Source organism: Exiguobacterium sp. s133 (genome assembly GCF_018618595.1).
Taxonomy (GTDB): domain Bacteria; phylum Bacillota; class Bacilli; order Exiguobacteriales; family Exiguobacteriaceae; genus Exiguobacterium_A; species Exiguobacterium_A oxidotolerans.
The window spans coordinates 15,504-31,914 of the sequence record NZ_JACSMK010000005.1 but is presented as its reverse complement, the minus strand read 5'-3'; the positions used below and the strand labels follow the sequence as shown (position 1 = coordinate 31,914).

The following is a 16,411-nucleotide window of genomic DNA, read 5'->3' as shown; positions in this document are numbered from 1 at the left end:
TCATTGAGCATTGACAGCAAAAAACGAAACCCGATACACTTAGACGGGAAAGGGGTTTATTATATGAATAAATCAATCGCCGTATATTGGCGAATGACACGGCCACATACATTAACAGCGAGTTTTGTACCGGTCGTCGTGGGGACGGCTATCGTCGCACCACGTATCGAGTCATTACGACTCGATCTATTTTTTGCGATGTTGATCGCATCGGTGTTGATTCAAATCGCAACGAACTTATTTAATGAATACTATGACTACAAGCGGGGACTCGACAATGAAGAGTCGGTCGGCATCGGTGGTTCAATCGTCCGGGACGGATTCAAGCCGGGGACGATTCTTGCCTTCGCCTTATCACTCTATGGCATTGCTGCACTGCTTGGGATTTATCTCTGTCTTGAGACAACATGGTGGCTGCTCTTAGTCGGACTTGTTTCGATGTTCGTCGGTTACATCTATACCGGGGGACCGCTCCCGATTGCATACACGCCGTTCGGGGAAATCGTCGCCGGATTCTTCATGGGGTACGTCATCATCGCCATTTCGGCTTATCTCCAGATTGGCTATGTCCCGACGGAAGCGGTCGCGATTTCAGTGCCAGTCGCGATTTTGATTGGATCGATCTTGCTAGCGAATAATATTCGTGATCTCGACAACGATAAAGTGAACGGAAGAAAAACGATTGCTTGCCTCGTCGGTCACCGGGCGGCAGTCTACGTCCTGATCGCCTTTTTTGTTGCTGCCGTCATTTCGTTAATCGTTGCCGTCGTTGCGTTTAACGTTTCCTGGTTCGCGTTACTTGCCTTACTGAGTATTCCATTGATGATCAAGGCCGTGAAGCTGTTTTGGGACGACCTTGAACCACAAGAATTGATGCCGGGAATGGCGCAGACGGGAAAAGTAAATACAATTTTCGGATTGTTGCTTGCGATTAGCTTGACGTTCGCTAACTTCTAAAATAATACCTTTAAAATATCCTACTGCCGTGAATACGGGCAGCAGGGTATTTTTTTGCCATGCACGAGTTACTCGTAAGAGTAGGATTGGTTGTCACAGATTTAAAATTTTACTATAATTGAAGCAATGTGCCTGAAATATTCGAGTGGATACTCGGGAATCATGAATTTTTTTTAGAGGTGGAACTGGAATGAATAAAATCGCGGTAATCGGAAAAGTATTCGTCGACATAAAAGGAACTTCGTTCGCTCCATTGCATAAGGATGCGAAAAACGTTGGAGACATCACGTTTTCAAATGGTGGTACAGGACGGAATGTAGCGCAGAACTTAGCCGTTCTCGGGAATGATGTTCGCTTTATCTCGACGGTTACGAACGACCAAATCGGTGTCGGCGTGTTGGAAGAACTAAAATCATACGGTGCAAATGTGGATCACGTCGAAATGCTTGACGACAACGGAATGGGTATGTGGTTAGCCGTCATGGATAACGAGGGTGACCTCCAGACATCGATTTCAAAGCAACCTGACGCAAAATTATTAGAAGAAGCGATTCTTCGCCAGTCCGTCTACGCCCTAGATGGAGTCGATGCAGTCGCGATCGATTTAGATTTATCCGTGACCGTTTTAGAACGGTTGATTCATCTCTGCCGAAAAATGGAGTTGCCGTTGTTCGGAGTGTGCGGACACCTCAGTGTCATCGAACGGAATCGTCACCTTTTGCAAGGATTCACAGGATTTATCTGCAGCCGCGAAGAAGCAGAAATCTTATCTGATTTATCAATCGTGACGGTTCAGGATGCGCTTCATGTGGCAAATGAACTGGCGAAAAAAGGGGCACCGTTCACAGTCGTGACGATGAGCGAGCTTGGTGCAGTCTATGTTGATCGCCGCAGTGCGACATCTGGTCACATCGGAACAAAAAAAGTGAAGGTCGTCGATTCGACTGGAGCGGGAGACTCATTCTTCTCAGCTGTTTTGTCGGAGTTAACAGACGCAAAAAAAGCAGAAGACGCCTTAACGCTCGGAATGAAAGTCGCGGCCGAAGTCATCGCTTCTACAGAAAACGGCTTAGTTCCTGAGATGTTAGAGACGATTCGATAAGTAACCGGACTATGTCTAATGTAAATGTGGGGAGGATAGCCATGCCAATACAACGAAGTGCCGTCATCATTTTGAATGAAGCAGATGAGGTTGCCTTGATTCGCCGGGATAAACAAGACGTGACGTATTACGTTTTCCCCGGAGGTGGTCTCGAAGAGGGGGCGACGCTCGAACAAACGGCGATTCGGGAAGCTCATGAGGAATTAGGTGTCGATGTCGAACTCGAAGGGGTAGCAGCAATCGTTCGTTTTAACGATTTAGACAATCCATATTACTGGGCGAAAATCACGGGTGGAGTATTTGGTACAGGGACTGGAGAAGAGTTCGAAGATACATCATCTGGGTATACCCCGCTTTGGGTCAAACGTAGCGAACTAAAACAGTTACCGGTTCGTCCGACTTCTCTCGTCAAGGAATTGTCAGAGATGACAGAACGATTTTATGATATTCGACTAGAAGATATTTGAGGTTTTAGTTGAACTAAACAGGGAAATAAATAGGAAGATGATGAGGTAGTCCTAGACTGCCTCTTTTTAATTAAGGAGAGATGATGAGGATGGCGCATACACGTGACCCAAAAGGGTTAGCACTTAATTTAAAGCAGCGGATGTCTGATCATAACATTACAGACTACGCTGGAACGCTCGCCTATTATTGGTTTTTATCGATTTTCCCAGGTATCATTTTTGTTATTTCAGTATTATCATTTTTCGATATTGACCAGCAAACACTTGAATCGCAACTTCGCGATTTAGCACCGGGTGGATCAGTGAATACATTCACGGATGTCATCTTCCAAGCAATCAAAGAACCTCAAGGTGGTCTGCTCTCGATTGGTGCGATTTTAGCGATTTGGTCAGCATCTAAAGGTGTCGATCGTTTGATTACAACTGCCAATCACGCCTATGGAGATTTTTCTCCACGGAGCTTTGTTGCTTCGCGTGGAATCGCCTTAATCTTGACGGTCGTTCTCGGGATTGGGATGTTATTGCTAATCATCTTAAACGTCCTCGGTGGTCCGATCATTAGTTACTTAGCAGATTTCGTTTTACCGATTGATATGGGGCAAAAAGTTCTCTTGACGGTCCTTCGGTATACAATCTCGACAATATTACTGATTGTCATCTTATCCATCTTTTATCGTGTTGCACCAAAGCGTCCGATTACGATGAAAGAGGCGATTCCAGGTGCCGTGTTCGGTGTCATCGTTTGGCAATTGCTGTCCGTTGGATTCGGATTTTACGTATCGAACTTCTCGAATTACAACCAGACGTACGGTTCACTCGGGAGTGTCGTCATCGTTCTCTTATGGCTCTACTTCACAGGATTGATTATTTTACTGGGTTCAGAATTAAATGCTTCATGGGAACGTTTCATGAAGAAGGCTGATCCGAAAAAAATGGAAGAAAAACGTCTGAAAGAACAAGCGGATCTCGACTCGATTCCGACGAATACGTTCGGGTGATAAAAAAAAGACTCTAAAAACCGGTTGCTCGGTTTTTAGAGTCTTTTTTAGTGAATCACTGAATTAAGCTGCGACTTTTTTTAAGCTGGCAGTCATCTCTACAGGTGTGGGAGCGTCTTTTTGTAAAAGACGTAAGCCGTTGAGGATGACGAGAATCGTCGATCCTTCATGCCCGACGACAGCGAACGGCATGATGAGAAATTGAGAGAGATTCGAGGCAATCAAGATTAAGATGACGCCGATTGCGAGCGTGATGTTTTGTTTGACGACACGGTTCATTTTCCGTGCCTTATTGACAGCGTAAGCGAGACGACCTAAGTCATTTTTCATCAAGACTACATCAGCAGTCTCTAATGCAGCATCTGTTCCTTCGCCCATCGCGATTCCGACATGAGCAAGGGCAAGAGCAGGAGCATCATTGATTCCGTCACCAACCATAGCGACAGTTTGTCCATCTGCTTGGTATTGTTTGATGTAGTTTACTTTATCTTCAGGTAGACATTCTGCGACAAACGATGTAAGACCGGCTTCTTCTGCAATTGCAGCTGCCGTGACAGGGTTGTCGCCTGTCAGCATGATTGTCGTGATGCCGAGCGAGTTGAGAGAAGTGATGGCTGCTTTTGCTTCAGGACGAATCGTATCACGGAGTGCATAGAGTGCAACGATGGATTCGCCGTTACTGACGTAGACCATTGTATTTCCTTTTTCTTTTAATGTTTGTTCCATCGAGCGAAACGGGTCATTTAAGCCTTCATGGAAACCATATTTCCCGATCCGATACGTCACGCCGGAAACCGTCGCTTCAATGCCGTATCCTGTCACGTCTTTAAAAGCAGACGGTTCTTGCGTCTCGATTTGAAGATGATCGACAATCGCTTGAGCGAGCGGGTGATTTGATTGCGCTTCGATCGAGGCGACGGCTTGTTTGAGCAAGAACTGATTAGCATCCTCTGCATAATGACTTTCGGTCACAATCGGTTTACCGGTCGTGAGTGTACCTGTCTTATCAAAGACGATCGTGTTGACTTGACCTAACGTCTCAATATGGGCGCCCCCTTTAAACAGGACACCATTCCGGGCAGAAGCTGCAATGGCTGATAGGGCAGCTGGTGTGATTGAGGCAACGAGGGCGCAAGGTGACGCAACAACGAGTAAAATCATGGCACGATAGATGCTTGTTTCAAAGCTCCAACCGACAAGATAATGTGGGAGAACCATCATCAATGTGACGACGACAAGGACGACCTTGACATAACGACTTTCAAACCGCTCAATGAACTGAGCAGAAGGTGATTGTTCACTTTGCGCATTTTGAACCATATGGATGATTTTTTGGAACAACGATTCATCAGCGGCTTTCGTCATCTCAATCGTCAAGACGCCGTTCATATTGACGGTTGAGTTGTAAACCGTGTCACCGGTCCGTTTTTCGACAGGAATGGATTCACCCGTAATCGAAGCTTCCTCAATCGCGGCTTGACCACGAATGATCGTCCCGTCTACGGGAATTCGTTCACCGGGACGGACATAGACGATATCACCAACCGAGAGATGTTCAATTCCGATGACTTCAAGTTTTCCGTCTGCGTTCAATCGTGTTGCTTCTTCTGGTTGTAGTGACATCAGGCTTTGAAGAGCACGTTCGTTTTTGTTCATCGTATACGTTTCAAGCGCACCGGATAACGCGAAGATGAAAATTAGGATCGCACCTTCCATCCAGTAGCCGATGGCTGCTGCACCGATTGCTGCTAAAATCATCAACAATTCAACATTCAATGTTCTTTCTTGATACGTTTCTGTCAATCCTTCTTTAGCTTTCGCATAGCCTCCGATCACATAGGCGGATAAGTAAAGTGTGACGTAGACAGTTGCCGGAATTTGTAGTTTTTCGAAAGCGTAAGCAATTAAAATTAATATTCCGCTAAAGAGTGCTAAAATCAATTCGTGATGCTCCTCGATAGCATGACGAATTGCGGAACGCTGATGAGTATCGGTAGTAGTAGAGGTAGTCATAAAAAAGCTCCTTCCAAATTATAAATGAGAAATGAAATCATTATATTAAAACAATGAGAATGGTTATTACCAACGTTTTTAAGTCAATGATAATGAGTTTCATTGTCGCTAGATTATAATTATTATTATCTGTAAAGTTACTATACCATGCCTCAGTGAAAAGAAACAGGGAAGGAAACTGAAAAAAATGAAAAAAATCTTAACCCATCCGGTCGGGATGGTTGTTTTTGCATTGTTTACGACACTTTTATGGGGGAGCGCCTTTCCGTTCATTAAAAAGAGTTATGAACTTTTAGCAATCACATCTTCAGAATATGGAGAGCAGTTATTGTTTGCGAGCTATCGCTTTTTTCTGGCAGGAGTTTTATTGCTCATCGTCAGCGTCCTGATTTTTAAACAGCCGATTACTTTGAAAAAGAGAGCGTATGCCTATAGTCGTCTTGGATTCTTTTTGACCTTTTTACAATATGTCTTCTTCTACATCGGGTTGTCATTATCGACAGGTGTCCAAGGCTCAATCATTGCCGGTTCAACATCGTTCTTTCAGATGTTACTTGCACACTTTCGTTATGAAGACGACCGCTTGAATCGTTTTAAAGGACTAGCGTTGTTCTTAGGGTTCACGGGTGTCATTTTAGCAAACTGGCCACAAGGGGCGGCGGGTGTCACGTTCGGTGTCGGTGAGATTTTGTTGATTTGTGCAATGATCTCAGGGGCATTTGCTAACTTGATTGCGAAAGAGTATTCGGCTGTTTATCCGGTCGCGCCGATGACGGGCTGGGCAATGGTGATTGGTTCGATCGGCCTGTTCATCGCAGGTGCGGTGCTGAATGGTCAATGGTTCCCGTTCCACTTCACACAAACGACGGCCTGGATGTTGTTCTATCTCGCTTTTTTGTCGGCGACAGGGTTTACACTTTGGAATTTATTAATGAAGTACAATCCTGTTAGTCGTGTTTCATTATTCATGTTTTTCGTTCCGATTTACGGTGTCAGTCTGTCGGCCCTGATTCTCGGCGAGACGATTCCGCCTCAAGCGCTCCTTGGATTGGTTTTTGTTGTATCAGGGATTCTTGTCTCGACGTATCTTCCAGTCTGGTTTCAAAAGCGTGGTTGACGAAGAATCTGAATCGTGTGAGAATAGTCTCAATTAAAGTTTCATTCTTAATCGTTCGTTGCTGAAGCCGACTTGTTCGGCTTTTTCTGTACGGTCATAAAACACCGATTCGGCCTTGCCAAAAAGGCTAGTATGACTAGAAAACGAGAGGAGATGAGAAAAGTGGAACGTAATGAGATCGTTCGAAAGATCATGGCAAATCGCCGTCCCCGGGATGAGTTCGCTCGGTTCGTCGTAACGTGCGTCAGCCAGCAACTCAAGGAAACCCATGGCGAGGTCGATGTGGAAATTATTGAGGCGGAAAAGGGGTACGATTCAGTTTGGTCGATCAATGGTCGAGAGGTCATCGTATTATTGGAGACGGAAGAGTTGAAGCAAGCGAAAAATCAACCATACGCAATCGATGAAAAGCTCTGGCAACGTTTTCGGCAAGTTGGAATCGTCAAGTGATACCGTCTCGTGTATAGGAGTCAACGAACTACGATGGACTGAACAAAAACGAAACGGTAAAGAAAGAAGGGAGTGTCGCATCGAGCGGCACTCCCTTCTTTCTTCTACATTAAAAAACGGGTCTCATTTAATTTGTGTCGGCTTCGCTGTCGAGCGAAATAATAAATAAGCAAGTGTAAAGAGGACGCCGACAAATAAACTAAAGTAAAAAGCAGGAGGAAGTAAGACAAAGACACTGCCTGCAATCGGTCCAAGAATCGACCCGAGACTAAAGGAGATACCAGCTAGGAGGTTGCCGGTCGGTAATAAATGACTCGGTAATTGTTCGGTCATGTAAGCGACCCCTAACGAATACGTCGAGCCAAGTGCCATGCCGCTAAAGGCGAAGATGGCGAACAAGGCACCGTAACTTTCAAAAAGGAAACAAGCCGCGAGAAACGCGCTTGCCCCGATGCAGAGTACAGTGATTAAGGTCCGCCGTTTTCCAAAGTGGTCAGCTAGCCGTCCGAGCGGGAGTTGCATGATGAGCGAACTGACGACGAACGTCGTGATTAAGGCACTCGTCTCGGACAAGGCATACCCGTTCCGTGTCGCGAAAACGGGGAAACTTGCATTCAATGTCGCTTCCAAAAATCCGTATGTGAAGCCAGGCAGTAACGTAAACCAGGCACTCGCGAGGACGAGACGATAGCGGGAGGCTGCACTTTGTAATTCTTCCGGCATGATGTCGGTTGGTTTTTCATTCGGCAAGCGACGTAACAAGACGAGGACGATGACGGTCAATGTCCCGGTTAAGACGAACGGAAGCCAGTCAATTAAATCGACAAGTGGAGCGGCAAGGGGACCGAGTGCGAAGCCAAGCCCGAATGCCATGCCGTAAAGCGACATCGTCCGTCCTAACTTTTCATTGGGGGTAATCGATGTCACCCAGACTTGCGAACCGTAATGTAACGTTTGATCGCCAAACCCGACGATGAAGCGTAATACCATCCAGGCGAGGACGCTTGGTAACAACGGAAAGGCGAACACAGCGACGGCGACTAACGATAGACCGAAAGAGATGACGGGGACATAGCCATGACGTCGTAAAGGTTTTTCCATCAATGGAGCAGCGACGATAACACCGATATAAAGGACGGCAGCACTCAGACCATTTATGTAAGCAGGTGTTCCTTGACGCTCGAGTAAAATAGACAACAAAGGAATCAATAATCCTTGCGTAAAGCCGGAGATAAAGACAATCGATAAAATCAGGGCGAAGCGACGAGACACGACAAAACAACTGCCTTTCATTTTTTGAATTAAGCATAACACGCCCCGCCTGCACGATTGTACAGCGGGGCGCTTGTGTTCCTATTTTTCAGTCTGTTCAAAACGTGTTGGGCGTGGCATATGCAGAAGGTGTTCGTCCCAATCCGTCTGATCGAACACTTCATCATGTTCGATGCTGTGGGAAGAACGAATTCCAATCATCATGATTCCGAGTACCATACTGAACATCCCGATGATGGTGACAATCCCGACGAGCCATTCCATTATGAAAACTCCCTTCAGCGAAAGAACGTGTGTCAACTTTGTGACAATCTTTTCCCCGTTTGGAAGCAGGTAAAACCTGTCGGCTGTTATAAGCGACTTGATTGCTTGAGGAAGTCGACATCTGGATAGTAGGCATTCTTGACGAGCGCATTCGGTCCGAGGCACTTAACGGCCGGGCAATGACACGATAGACTTTTGTTTAGTTCAGTTTGTTGCCATTCAGCATAGGCGTCGTTGAAAGAGGTATCATGAATCGTTCCGAGAGAAGCGAGTTCATCACCAAAGTCCGTGACGATGATCTCACCATCAAAAATATTGACGTTTAGGCGTGAGCGTCCATCGGGATCGTTTCGGACAGATACATTCGTTTCTTGACGCAGACGGCGATGAAGAGCTAAATCTTTTTCCTCCATCGAACAGGCATAGAACGGGAGTGTTCCGAAGAGCATCCAGACGTTCGGGTCACGGACGTCAAGCAAACGATGGATCCCGTCGCGAATCTCATCAAGACTGGCAGCTTCAATCATTGAAGCGAAATCTGCTGGATACATCGGGTGCACTTCATGACGGACGCAACCCATATCCACGATTTCTTGATGAATCGCTTCGAGGTGCGGGAGTGTCCGTTTATTAATCATTGTTTCGGCGGAGACAAGGACGCCACGGGCATTTAAAATCCGTGCATTCTCCTTCATTCGTTCGAATAACTTCGTCCGCGCTTCACGTGACGGTTTCCGTTCCATCATCGCAAAACCACCATCGATGAAATCGTCCGCCGTTCCCCAGTTATGGGATATGTGTAAAACGTCGAGATAGGGGATGATTAATTCGTACCGTGAGAGTGGAAGTGTTAAATTTGAATTAATTTGGGTTTTAGCGCCGCGTTCGTGGGCATACTTAAGTAAAGGGACAACATATTCCTTGACCGATTTCGTCGATAGCATCGGTTCGCCCCCTGTAATCGAAAAAGCCCGGAGATGTTTGATTTCATCCAGACGTTTGATTAATAGTTCGACGGGGATTTCTGGGTTCTCGCTACTCGCTAACATATAGCCGACGGCACAATGTTCACACCGCATGTTGCAGAGTTTTGTTGTCGTCACTTCGATGTTCGTCAGCATGGCCTGACCATACTGTTCGATATCGCGATAGGCTTCCCACGGATCATTTTCGATCGTGATCGTTGATTGTTGTAACATGGTTATATTCCTCCTTCATAAATGCTCCACTTCGTATCGTATGCTAAAATAACGACGGAATCTATAAGAAGAAAGGAAGTCTGAATAATGGGAAAAGCAAGAACTGATAAACTTGGCCAGATGAATGTGCTAAAATCAAGAATGCAGCTTCTATGCCACACGATCGATTCACTGGATGAAACATCAGATATCGAGGATTTAGAACGACTCGCAGTTTCCTTGGACCAGTTAAAAGCCAAGGTACTTCGTTATGCAAAAGATATGAAGGAACATGAGGGATCAGAAAGCGGTTAATCGAAACCGCTTTTTCATTTGTATCATGGAAAGGATGAAGAGAATGGCAACGAAAATTAAACTAAATGTCGGAGAAATCCGCTCCGTCACGTGTCTACGGATGGGAATCAATGGCGAGGGGATTGCGACACTCGAACGACAAATCGTGTTCATTCCGGGGTTACTCGTCGGAGAAACAGCACAGATTGAAATCACGGAAGTCCACGACAATTTCGCAAATGCAAAACTAGTCAAACGTGATGATCGCTCGCCGGATCGTGTCACACCACTCTGCCCGATTTACAGTCAATGCGGCGGATGCCAGCTTCAACATATGAGCTATGCAGGACAACTCCGTTACAAAGAAGAGATGTTACGAAATGCATTCTCGAAATCAACGAAGTTGAACATCGAAAAGGCAGATATCCGTTCAACAATCGGTACAAAAGAATGGGAATACCGGAATAAATCGCAATTTGCGGTCGGAAAAGAAGGCAATCAAATCGTCAGTGGTTTGTATTCAGCGAATTCAAATCGTCTTGTCGCGATTGATGATTGCATCGTACAAAATAAAGAAACGTTACGCGTCAACAATGCCGTGACGAAGTTATTAAATGATTACAATGTACCGGTCTACAATTCTGCGAAACAAGATGGTGTCATTCGTAACATCGTCGTCCGGACAGGAATCAAAACAGGTGAGATTCAAGTCGTCCTCGTCGCGTTTAAAGATGGATTTAAAGATCTCGAAGGACTATCACGTGATATTCACAATATTCCGGGTGTCATCTCGGTCGCGCTAAACATCAATGACAAACTGACGTCACGTGTCTTCGGAGAAGAAACAGAAGTTCTTCGTGGTGTCGAAAAGATTGAAGAGCAGATGGGTGAATTCACGTATCAACTTTCGCCACGTGCCTTCTTCCAATTGAATCCGGAACAAGCAGAACGGATGTATGAAGAAGTCGTTCGGGCAGCGGCGCTGACGGGTGAAGAGCGTGTCGTCGATGCGTATGCTGGAGTAGGATCGATTGGTCTTTGGCTTGCAAAAGGAGCAAAAGAAGTCCGCGGTATGGAAATCATTGAAGAAGCGGTTGAAGATGCGAATGCACACATGAAGCAATATGGTTTCAATCACGCCCATTACGTCGTCGGGAAAGCAGAAGCTTGGATTCCGCGTTGGGTCAAAGAAGGTTGGGTCCCGGATGTCTTCATCGTCGATCCACCACGGTCGGGTTGTGATACACAACTATTGAATGCGATGATTTCGTCAAAAGCTAAAAAAATCGTCTACGTTTCGTGTAATCCACAGTCGCTTGCCCGCGATTGTGATCACTTGATGAAGGCTGATTATAAAGTGAGTTACATTCAACCGTACGATATGTTCCCGCAAACGGCACATGTCGAAGCAATCGTCGTCCTCGAGAAAAAGAAAAAGAAAAAGTTCTAATACGTACGAACGCCGCCTTCTTGAAGTAAATCAAGAAGACGGCGTTTTTTGTTTGGATTGATACTGTTTGTAGACGTGGTGAGCCGCATACAGAACGATGACGACACCGACGACAATCCACTGGATTACCGCATCGCTTCTAATGAACCAGCTGACGCTCGCGACCTCGATGAAGAGAGCAGGAATCTTTCCAAGAGTACTTGCGATGAAAAAAACGAGCGGAGAGACACGACTAGCCGCACTCAGTAACGTGACGAGGCCAGACGGAATGAACGGCAAGACACGCAGTAAAACGATCAGCCAAAACGCATCACGTCCGTTCGTTTCAGCGAGCCGGTCGGTCCATTTTCGAACGCGGACCGAGTCAATCTTTGGTGTAAGATGCCTGACGCCGAACCGGTACAAGTAAAAAGCGATGAATGCACCAAAGGCCTCACCTAGGAAGGATAACAAAAACCCTTCCCAGTAACCGAAGTAAAGCACGTTTGCAGCGGTGACGAAAGCACTCGGTAAGAAACCAAAAATACTGACGATGAAGCTGACGAGCAAGCTGATCAGAACCGCGAAATGGTCCGCACCCTGAAGTAAATCAATTAATCTCGTTTCGATGAAGAAACACTCCTTTTAAGCAAACACTTCTGAAAAACAATCGTGAAAACGGATGACTTTTTTTGTTATGCAAATCCATCGTCTTCATCCGGTAAGAGGGGAAGCGTGATTGTGACGGTCGTTCCTTGTCCGATTGATGACGTAAAGGCAAGCGTTCCATCGTGGCGATCGATGATGTGCTTCGTGATCGCGAGGCCAAGACCGGTCCCGCCATCTTTACGTGTCCGCGATTTGTCGACACGATAAAAACGTTTCGTCAAACGCTCTAAATGTTCAGGGGGAATTCCTTCTCCTTCATCACGGATCGTACAGATGGTCAAATTGCCATCCGTTTTCGTCGTCAAGTAAATCGAACGGTCAGACGGTGTGTACCGAAGGGCATTGTCAATCAGGTTTCCGATGACTTGTTCCAACCGGTCATTGTCACCGAGGACGATTTGACTCGGATCAAAGTCTGTCACGAGTTGAATGCCTTTTGCTTGCGCGATCGGTGCCATCCGGTAGACGACATCTTCGAGGACCTGGCTGAAAACGAGCGGTTGTTTCGTCATCGGATACGAGTCCCGTTCAAGTTGCGCGAGGTCGAGTAAATCGTTGACGAGACGCTGCAGACGTTCCGTCTCCCGTTCGATGATTTGGTAATACTGATCGCGTGTCTTCGTGTCTAAATGTTCATCTTGCATCATTTCCGTATAACCACGGATATAGGACAAGGGTGTCCGGAGTTCGTGGCTGACATTCGCGAGGAACTCTTTTCGCTGTTCGTCGACTTCGCCAAGTGATTCTGCCATTTTGTTCAATGTTTCGGCAAGCTCCCCGATTTCATCATCCGATTGAATCGGAATCCGGTAATCAAAATCACCTTGGGCATAGACCGTCGAGGCCCGTTTCATGTCAATCAATGGACGAATGATCGTATCGATGATTTGTCGACCGAAGATGACGAGGTTGAGGACGATTAAGCCGATCATGAAGAAAATCATCAGCCGCAGAGGGCGGAACGGTTCACTGATCTGTCCCAGTTCAAGGTAGAGGATCAACGTCCCGACTAACCGGTTGTTTTCGATGATTGGAAATCCCGTCATCAAAATATCAGTGCCTTCAATCGGATGGGTCCGGCTCGAGACGACCGTTTGGCCGTTTCGGAGCTGTTCGATATCTTCGTTCGTCAGGAAACGCAGTCCGCCCGGATTCTTTTGTAAGAAATCGATGAAAAAGACTTTTGATTCCGTCAGCTCGTTCGTATAGGTCATTCCGTCATAAAAAGCACCGGACAGGCCTTCCGATTCATAGATGTTAATCAATTTTTCACCGCGGTTCAGCAAGATGTCTTCTTGTGTCTGGAGATAAAACCGGTCGTACAGATAAAACGTGAGTAACAGGAAGAGAATCGCCGAAAAGACGCTCGTGAACCAAATTGTGATCCAAATCCGCTTTCGGATCGTGTAGCGTTTAATCATACTTCCTCGAATTTATAGCCGATGCCCCAGACCGTTTGAATGGCGCCCCCAGCTTCTCCGAGTTTCAGGCGAAGTGTTTTGATATGCGTATCGACCGTCCGTAAGTTTCCGATATAATCGGCTCCCCAAATCTGGTCGAGCAGTTGTTCGCGAGAAAAAACTTTGTCGTTATGTTGGACGAACAAGTGCAACAAGTCGAATTCTTTTCGTGTCAGGCTGACTGGTTTACCGCTGACGTGGACGCTTCGGCTTTCTGTATCGAGTTCGAGTTTGCCGATCGATAACGACGCCGATTGATCGACAGCGAAACGGTGCGACCGGCGGAGCGTCGCTTCGATTCGCGCAAGGAGTTCCCGTGGACTAAAAGGTTTCGTGATGTAGTCATCGGCACCGATTTTTAAACCATGAATCCGGTCGAGTTCGTCCGAACGTGCCGTCAACATGATGATCGGGACATTTGAAAATTCGCGAATCCGCATGCATGCCGTCAGTCCATCCATTTCAGGCATCATCACGTCAAGTAAAATGAGATGGAAGGTATCCTGTTGAATTTTATCGATTGCTTCTTGTCCATTCGTCGCAGTTGTCGTGACGTAAGCTTCTTTTTCAAGGTTTGATACGAGTAAATCGCGCATCTGTGCTTCATCATCGACGACGAGTATTTTAAACTGTTCTGCCATTCAAATCGCTCCTCATTCATCCGGGAAACGGGATTTGAACCCAGTTGACCGGTGAGTTTTTTTTAATCATACCATTTGAGCGTTTCACGCCGCATCAAAAGTACGACAAAAAAAGCACGAGTGGGCGATGCCACTCATGCTTCGAGTTGTTGTTCGTAGACCGTTTCGAGCTCACGACCATGAATATACATGTGGAAACTCGACTTTGATACTTCATACAGCGTGAACTGGGTCTCGCCTGTATTCAATTGTTCGAGTAACGTTGGACGGAGTTCATCCGCACAAAAGGCATAAGGCAATTTTTCAGCTGCTTTTTGTGAACGGATATTCGTCTGGCGTATCTTCATAAAGACACTCTCGAAACCGAGTTCGAAAAACAGCTCGGAAAAGAATGCTTCTTTTGCAAGGTTGTTATAGCCTTTTCCATGATACGGTTTACCTAACCATGTACCGAGAAAACCATAATGTCCTTCGATATCGAGTAAACTGATTGTACCGATTGGTTGATCGAATTCATCCAGGATTGTACGTGAGACAAGTTCACCACGTTCTTCCTCTTCGATTGCCTGCTTTGTAGTAAACAGAAATTCATCAAAGTACCGTGTTTTTTGGCGGACGTACGGATATACGTCTTGATGCTGCATCAGTTCGAACAAATCAGCGCAGTCGCTCAGCTCCCGTTGCTTGAGCATACTTCCATTCCTCCTTCTTAAGACCGCTAGAATGATTGTCGAAAGCTACCTGTCTGACTCGTTTGAACCGCGCATGGTATGCCTTCTTCAGTTGTCGGATAAGATAATATTACCTTCTTTTTTTAAAAATGCAAGTAAATAATTTTTGTGAAAAAACATACAAAAACAAGACAAATTTTGCAAATGAAAATGACTGTTTTTCACAAAGAAAAAAGCCTTTGATTTTCAACGTTTTAGCGTTAAAATCAAAGGCTGATTTTTTAAGACATCGAGGTTAAATGCGTGTGTTCAAAAATGACGTTTCCGTCAATCATCGTCATGAGCGGTTTTGCTAAATAATCAAGTGGGAAATGGCTCCATAACACTAAGTCAGCATCTTTTCCGACTTCAATCGATCCGACATGATCCGATACGCCAAGCGAACGAGCTGGATTGATCGTGATGGCGCGGAGGGCAATGTCGACGGGTAAGCCTTCACGAGCGGCGAGTCCTGCGCACAAGTTCAAGTACTGGACAGGCGTGTACGGATGATCGGTCGTGATCGAGACTTCGAGACCATGTTCGTGGAGAACGCGATACGTCTCCCATGTCTTATTTTTAAGCTCGATTTTTGATTTGCGGGTGAAGGTCGGTCCGACGGTGACGTGTTCAATCGGCAATTGTTGTAATTCTTTTGCGACGAGATGACCTTCCGTGCAGTGTTCGATCCGGACATCGAGATTAAATTCTTCAGCGAAGCGGATGGCAGACAGGATATCATCCGCCCGGTGTGCATGGACGCGAAGTGGCATCTCTTTATTCAGGACGCGTTCAATCATTCGGTGAGCGAACGTATCTGCCGTCCGTTGCATCTTCACTTCGAGGAACGCTTCGCGGAGCATGCCCATGATGCCCATCCGCGTCAATTCTCCTGCACGTCCGGCACTGTGGACACGTTTCGGGTTTTCACCAAGCGCAATCTTCAGACCGGCATATTTCCGTAAAATCATATCGTCGATAAAGCGTCCGTGCGTTTTGATGACACTCGTCACACCACCGATGATGTTCATGCTGCCCGGCATGACTTGGACGGTCGTGACACCATGTTCAATCGCTTCCTTGAATCCTTCGTCCAGCGGATAGACGCCGTCAATCGCACGCAGGTGCGGTGTCATTGCGAAAATCGTTTCGTTGGCGTCATTTCCGACCGTTCCCGTTCCTTCGTCATAAAGCCCGAGATGGGTATGGGCGTCGATGAAGCCCGGCAATAAAAAGCGTCCTTCGGCTTCGATGACACGTTCGTTGTCTTGAACGTCAAGTAACTCGTGGATTTCGTGGATTTTGCCATCCTTGATGCGAATATCACCATAAAAACTATCTGCTGTGATCGGGAAAATGTGTGCATTGCGTATTAATACGTTCAACGTTT

The 16,411-nt window shown here is 46.2% G+C and carries 17 protein-coding genes; 8 read left to right on the top strand and 9 right to left on the bottom strand.

All coding sequences use genetic code 11. From position 1 onward, the window contains the following. Positions 1-63: 63 nt before the first annotated feature. From KNP96_RS08550 to KNP96_RS08535, 4 genes are all read left to right on the top strand, one after another. The gene (locus KNP96_RS08550; protein ID WP_088836412.1) at positions 64-957 is read left to right on the top strand and encodes a 1,4-dihydroxy-2-naphthoate polyprenyltransferase; all 894 of its coding nucleotides are present in this window, start codon (positions 64-66) and stop codon (positions 955-957) included. Between the two features lie 190 nt (positions 958-1,147). After that, entirely contained in the window at positions 1,148-2,059 is a 912-nt protein-coding gene (locus tag KNP96_RS08545) for a guanosine-inosine kinase (protein WP_029332752.1), read from the top strand. 41 nt (positions 2,060-2,100) lie between these two features. After that, on the top strand, positions 2,101-2,526 hold the full coding sequence (locus KNP96_RS08540) for an NUDIX hydrolase (RefSeq protein WP_088836413.1): 426 nt from the start codon (positions 2,101-2,103) through the stop codon (positions 2,524-2,526). Positions 2,527-2,615: 89 nt separating this feature from the next. Next, complete coding sequence (locus KNP96_RS08535) at positions 2,616-3,524, top strand: YihY/virulence factor BrkB family protein (protein WP_214769998.1); 909 nt, start codon at positions 2,616-2,618, stop codon at positions 3,522-3,524. 63 nt (positions 3,525-3,587) lie between these two features. Here the strand turns inward: KNP96_RS08535 and KNP96_RS08530 are convergent, their stop codons facing one another. Next, positions 3,588-5,537: a heavy metal translocating P-type ATPase gene (locus KNP96_RS08530; RefSeq protein ID WP_214769994.1), complete on the bottom strand. Its 1,950-nt coding sequence runs from the start codon at positions 5,535-5,537 to the stop codon at positions 3,588-3,590. 187 nt (positions 5,538-5,724) lie between these two features. On the opposite strand from KNP96_RS08530, the gene KNP96_RS08525 reads away from it, so the two are divergent. Continuing rightward, on the top strand, positions 5,725-6,654 hold the full coding sequence (locus tag KNP96_RS08525) for a DMT family transporter (protein WP_214769992.1): 930 nt from the start codon (positions 5,725-5,727) through the stop codon (positions 6,652-6,654). Between the two features lie 162 nt (positions 6,655-6,816). Continuing rightward, on the top strand, positions 6,817-7,104 hold the full coding sequence (locus KNP96_RS08520; RefSeq protein WP_029332757.1) for a hypothetical protein: 288 nt from the start codon (positions 6,817-6,819) through the stop codon (positions 7,102-7,104). A gap of 123 nt (positions 7,105-7,227) precedes the next feature. On the opposite strand, the gene KNP96_RS08515 is transcribed toward KNP96_RS08520, so the two are convergent. The 3 genes from KNP96_RS08515 to yfkAB form a co-directional block, all read right to left on the bottom strand. Then, positions 7,228-8,418: an MFS transporter gene (locus KNP96_RS08515; protein WP_251136129.1), complete on the bottom strand. Its 1,191-nt coding sequence runs from the start codon at positions 8,416-8,418 to the stop codon at positions 7,228-7,230. A gap of 39 nt (positions 8,419-8,457) precedes the next feature. Next, positions 8,458-8,640 carry a hypothetical protein gene (locus KNP96_RS08510; RefSeq protein ID WP_029332759.1) on the bottom strand — a complete coding sequence of 61 codons (183 nt, stop codon included), beginning with the start codon at positions 8,638-8,640 and terminating at the stop codon, positions 8,458-8,460. Positions 8,641-8,726: 86 nt separating this feature from the next. Further along, positions 8,727-9,839: a radical SAM/CxCxxxxC motif protein YfkAB gene (gene yfkAB / locus KNP96_RS08505; RefSeq protein ID WP_214766626.1), complete on the bottom strand. Its 1,113-nt coding sequence runs from the start codon at positions 9,837-9,839 to the stop codon at positions 8,727-8,729. 87 nt (positions 9,840-9,926) lie between these two features. Between yfkAB and KNP96_RS08500 the strand changes: the two genes are divergently transcribed. Together KNP96_RS08500 and rlmD are read left to right on the top strand one after the other, a co-directional pair. After that, positions 9,927-10,133 (top strand): SE1561 family protein, encoded by a 207-nt coding sequence (locus tag KNP96_RS08500; RefSeq protein ID WP_029332765.1) that lies wholly within the window; start codon positions 9,927-9,929, stop codon positions 10,131-10,133. A gap of 43 nt (positions 10,134-10,176) precedes the next feature. After that, positions 10,177-11,562, top strand: a complete 1,386-nt coding sequence (rlmD, locus tag KNP96_RS08495; RefSeq protein WP_088836421.1) for a 23S rRNA (uracil(1939)-C(5))-methyltransferase RlmD — start codon at positions 10,177-10,179, stop codon at positions 11,560-11,562. A 30-nt stretch (positions 11,563-11,592) separates the two neighbouring features. On the opposite strand, the gene KNP96_RS08490 is transcribed toward rlmD, so the two are convergent. From KNP96_RS08490 to KNP96_RS08470, 5 genes are all read right to left on the bottom strand, one after another. Beyond that, positions 11,593-12,111: a TVP38/TMEM64 family protein gene (locus KNP96_RS08490; RefSeq protein ID WP_251135763.1), complete on the bottom strand. Its 519-nt coding sequence runs from the start codon at positions 12,109-12,111 to the stop codon at positions 11,593-11,595. A gap of 125 nt (positions 12,112-12,236) precedes the next feature. Further along, positions 12,237-13,631, bottom strand: coding sequence for a sensor histidine kinase (locus tag KNP96_RS08485; protein ID WP_088836423.1), 1,395 nt, complete (start codon positions 13,629-13,631; stop codon positions 12,237-12,239). Beyond that, on the bottom strand, positions 13,628-14,311 hold the full coding sequence (locus KNP96_RS08480) for a response regulator transcription factor (protein WP_029332769.1): 684 nt from the start codon (positions 14,309-14,311) through the stop codon (positions 13,628-13,630). Before KNP96_RS08480 ends, KNP96_RS08485 begins: the two co-directional genes overlap by 4 nt. 134 nt (positions 14,312-14,445) lie before the next feature. Further along, complete coding sequence (locus KNP96_RS08475; RefSeq protein ID WP_029332770.1) at positions 14,446-15,003, bottom strand: GNAT family N-acetyltransferase; 558 nt, start codon at positions 15,001-15,003, stop codon at positions 14,446-14,448. Between the two features lie 260 nt (positions 15,004-15,263). After that, on the bottom strand, positions 15,264-16,406 hold the full coding sequence (locus tag KNP96_RS08470; RefSeq protein ID WP_088836424.1) for an amidohydrolase: 1,143 nt from the start codon (positions 16,404-16,406) through the stop codon (positions 15,264-15,266). Positions 16,407-16,411 lie beyond the last annotated feature (5 nt).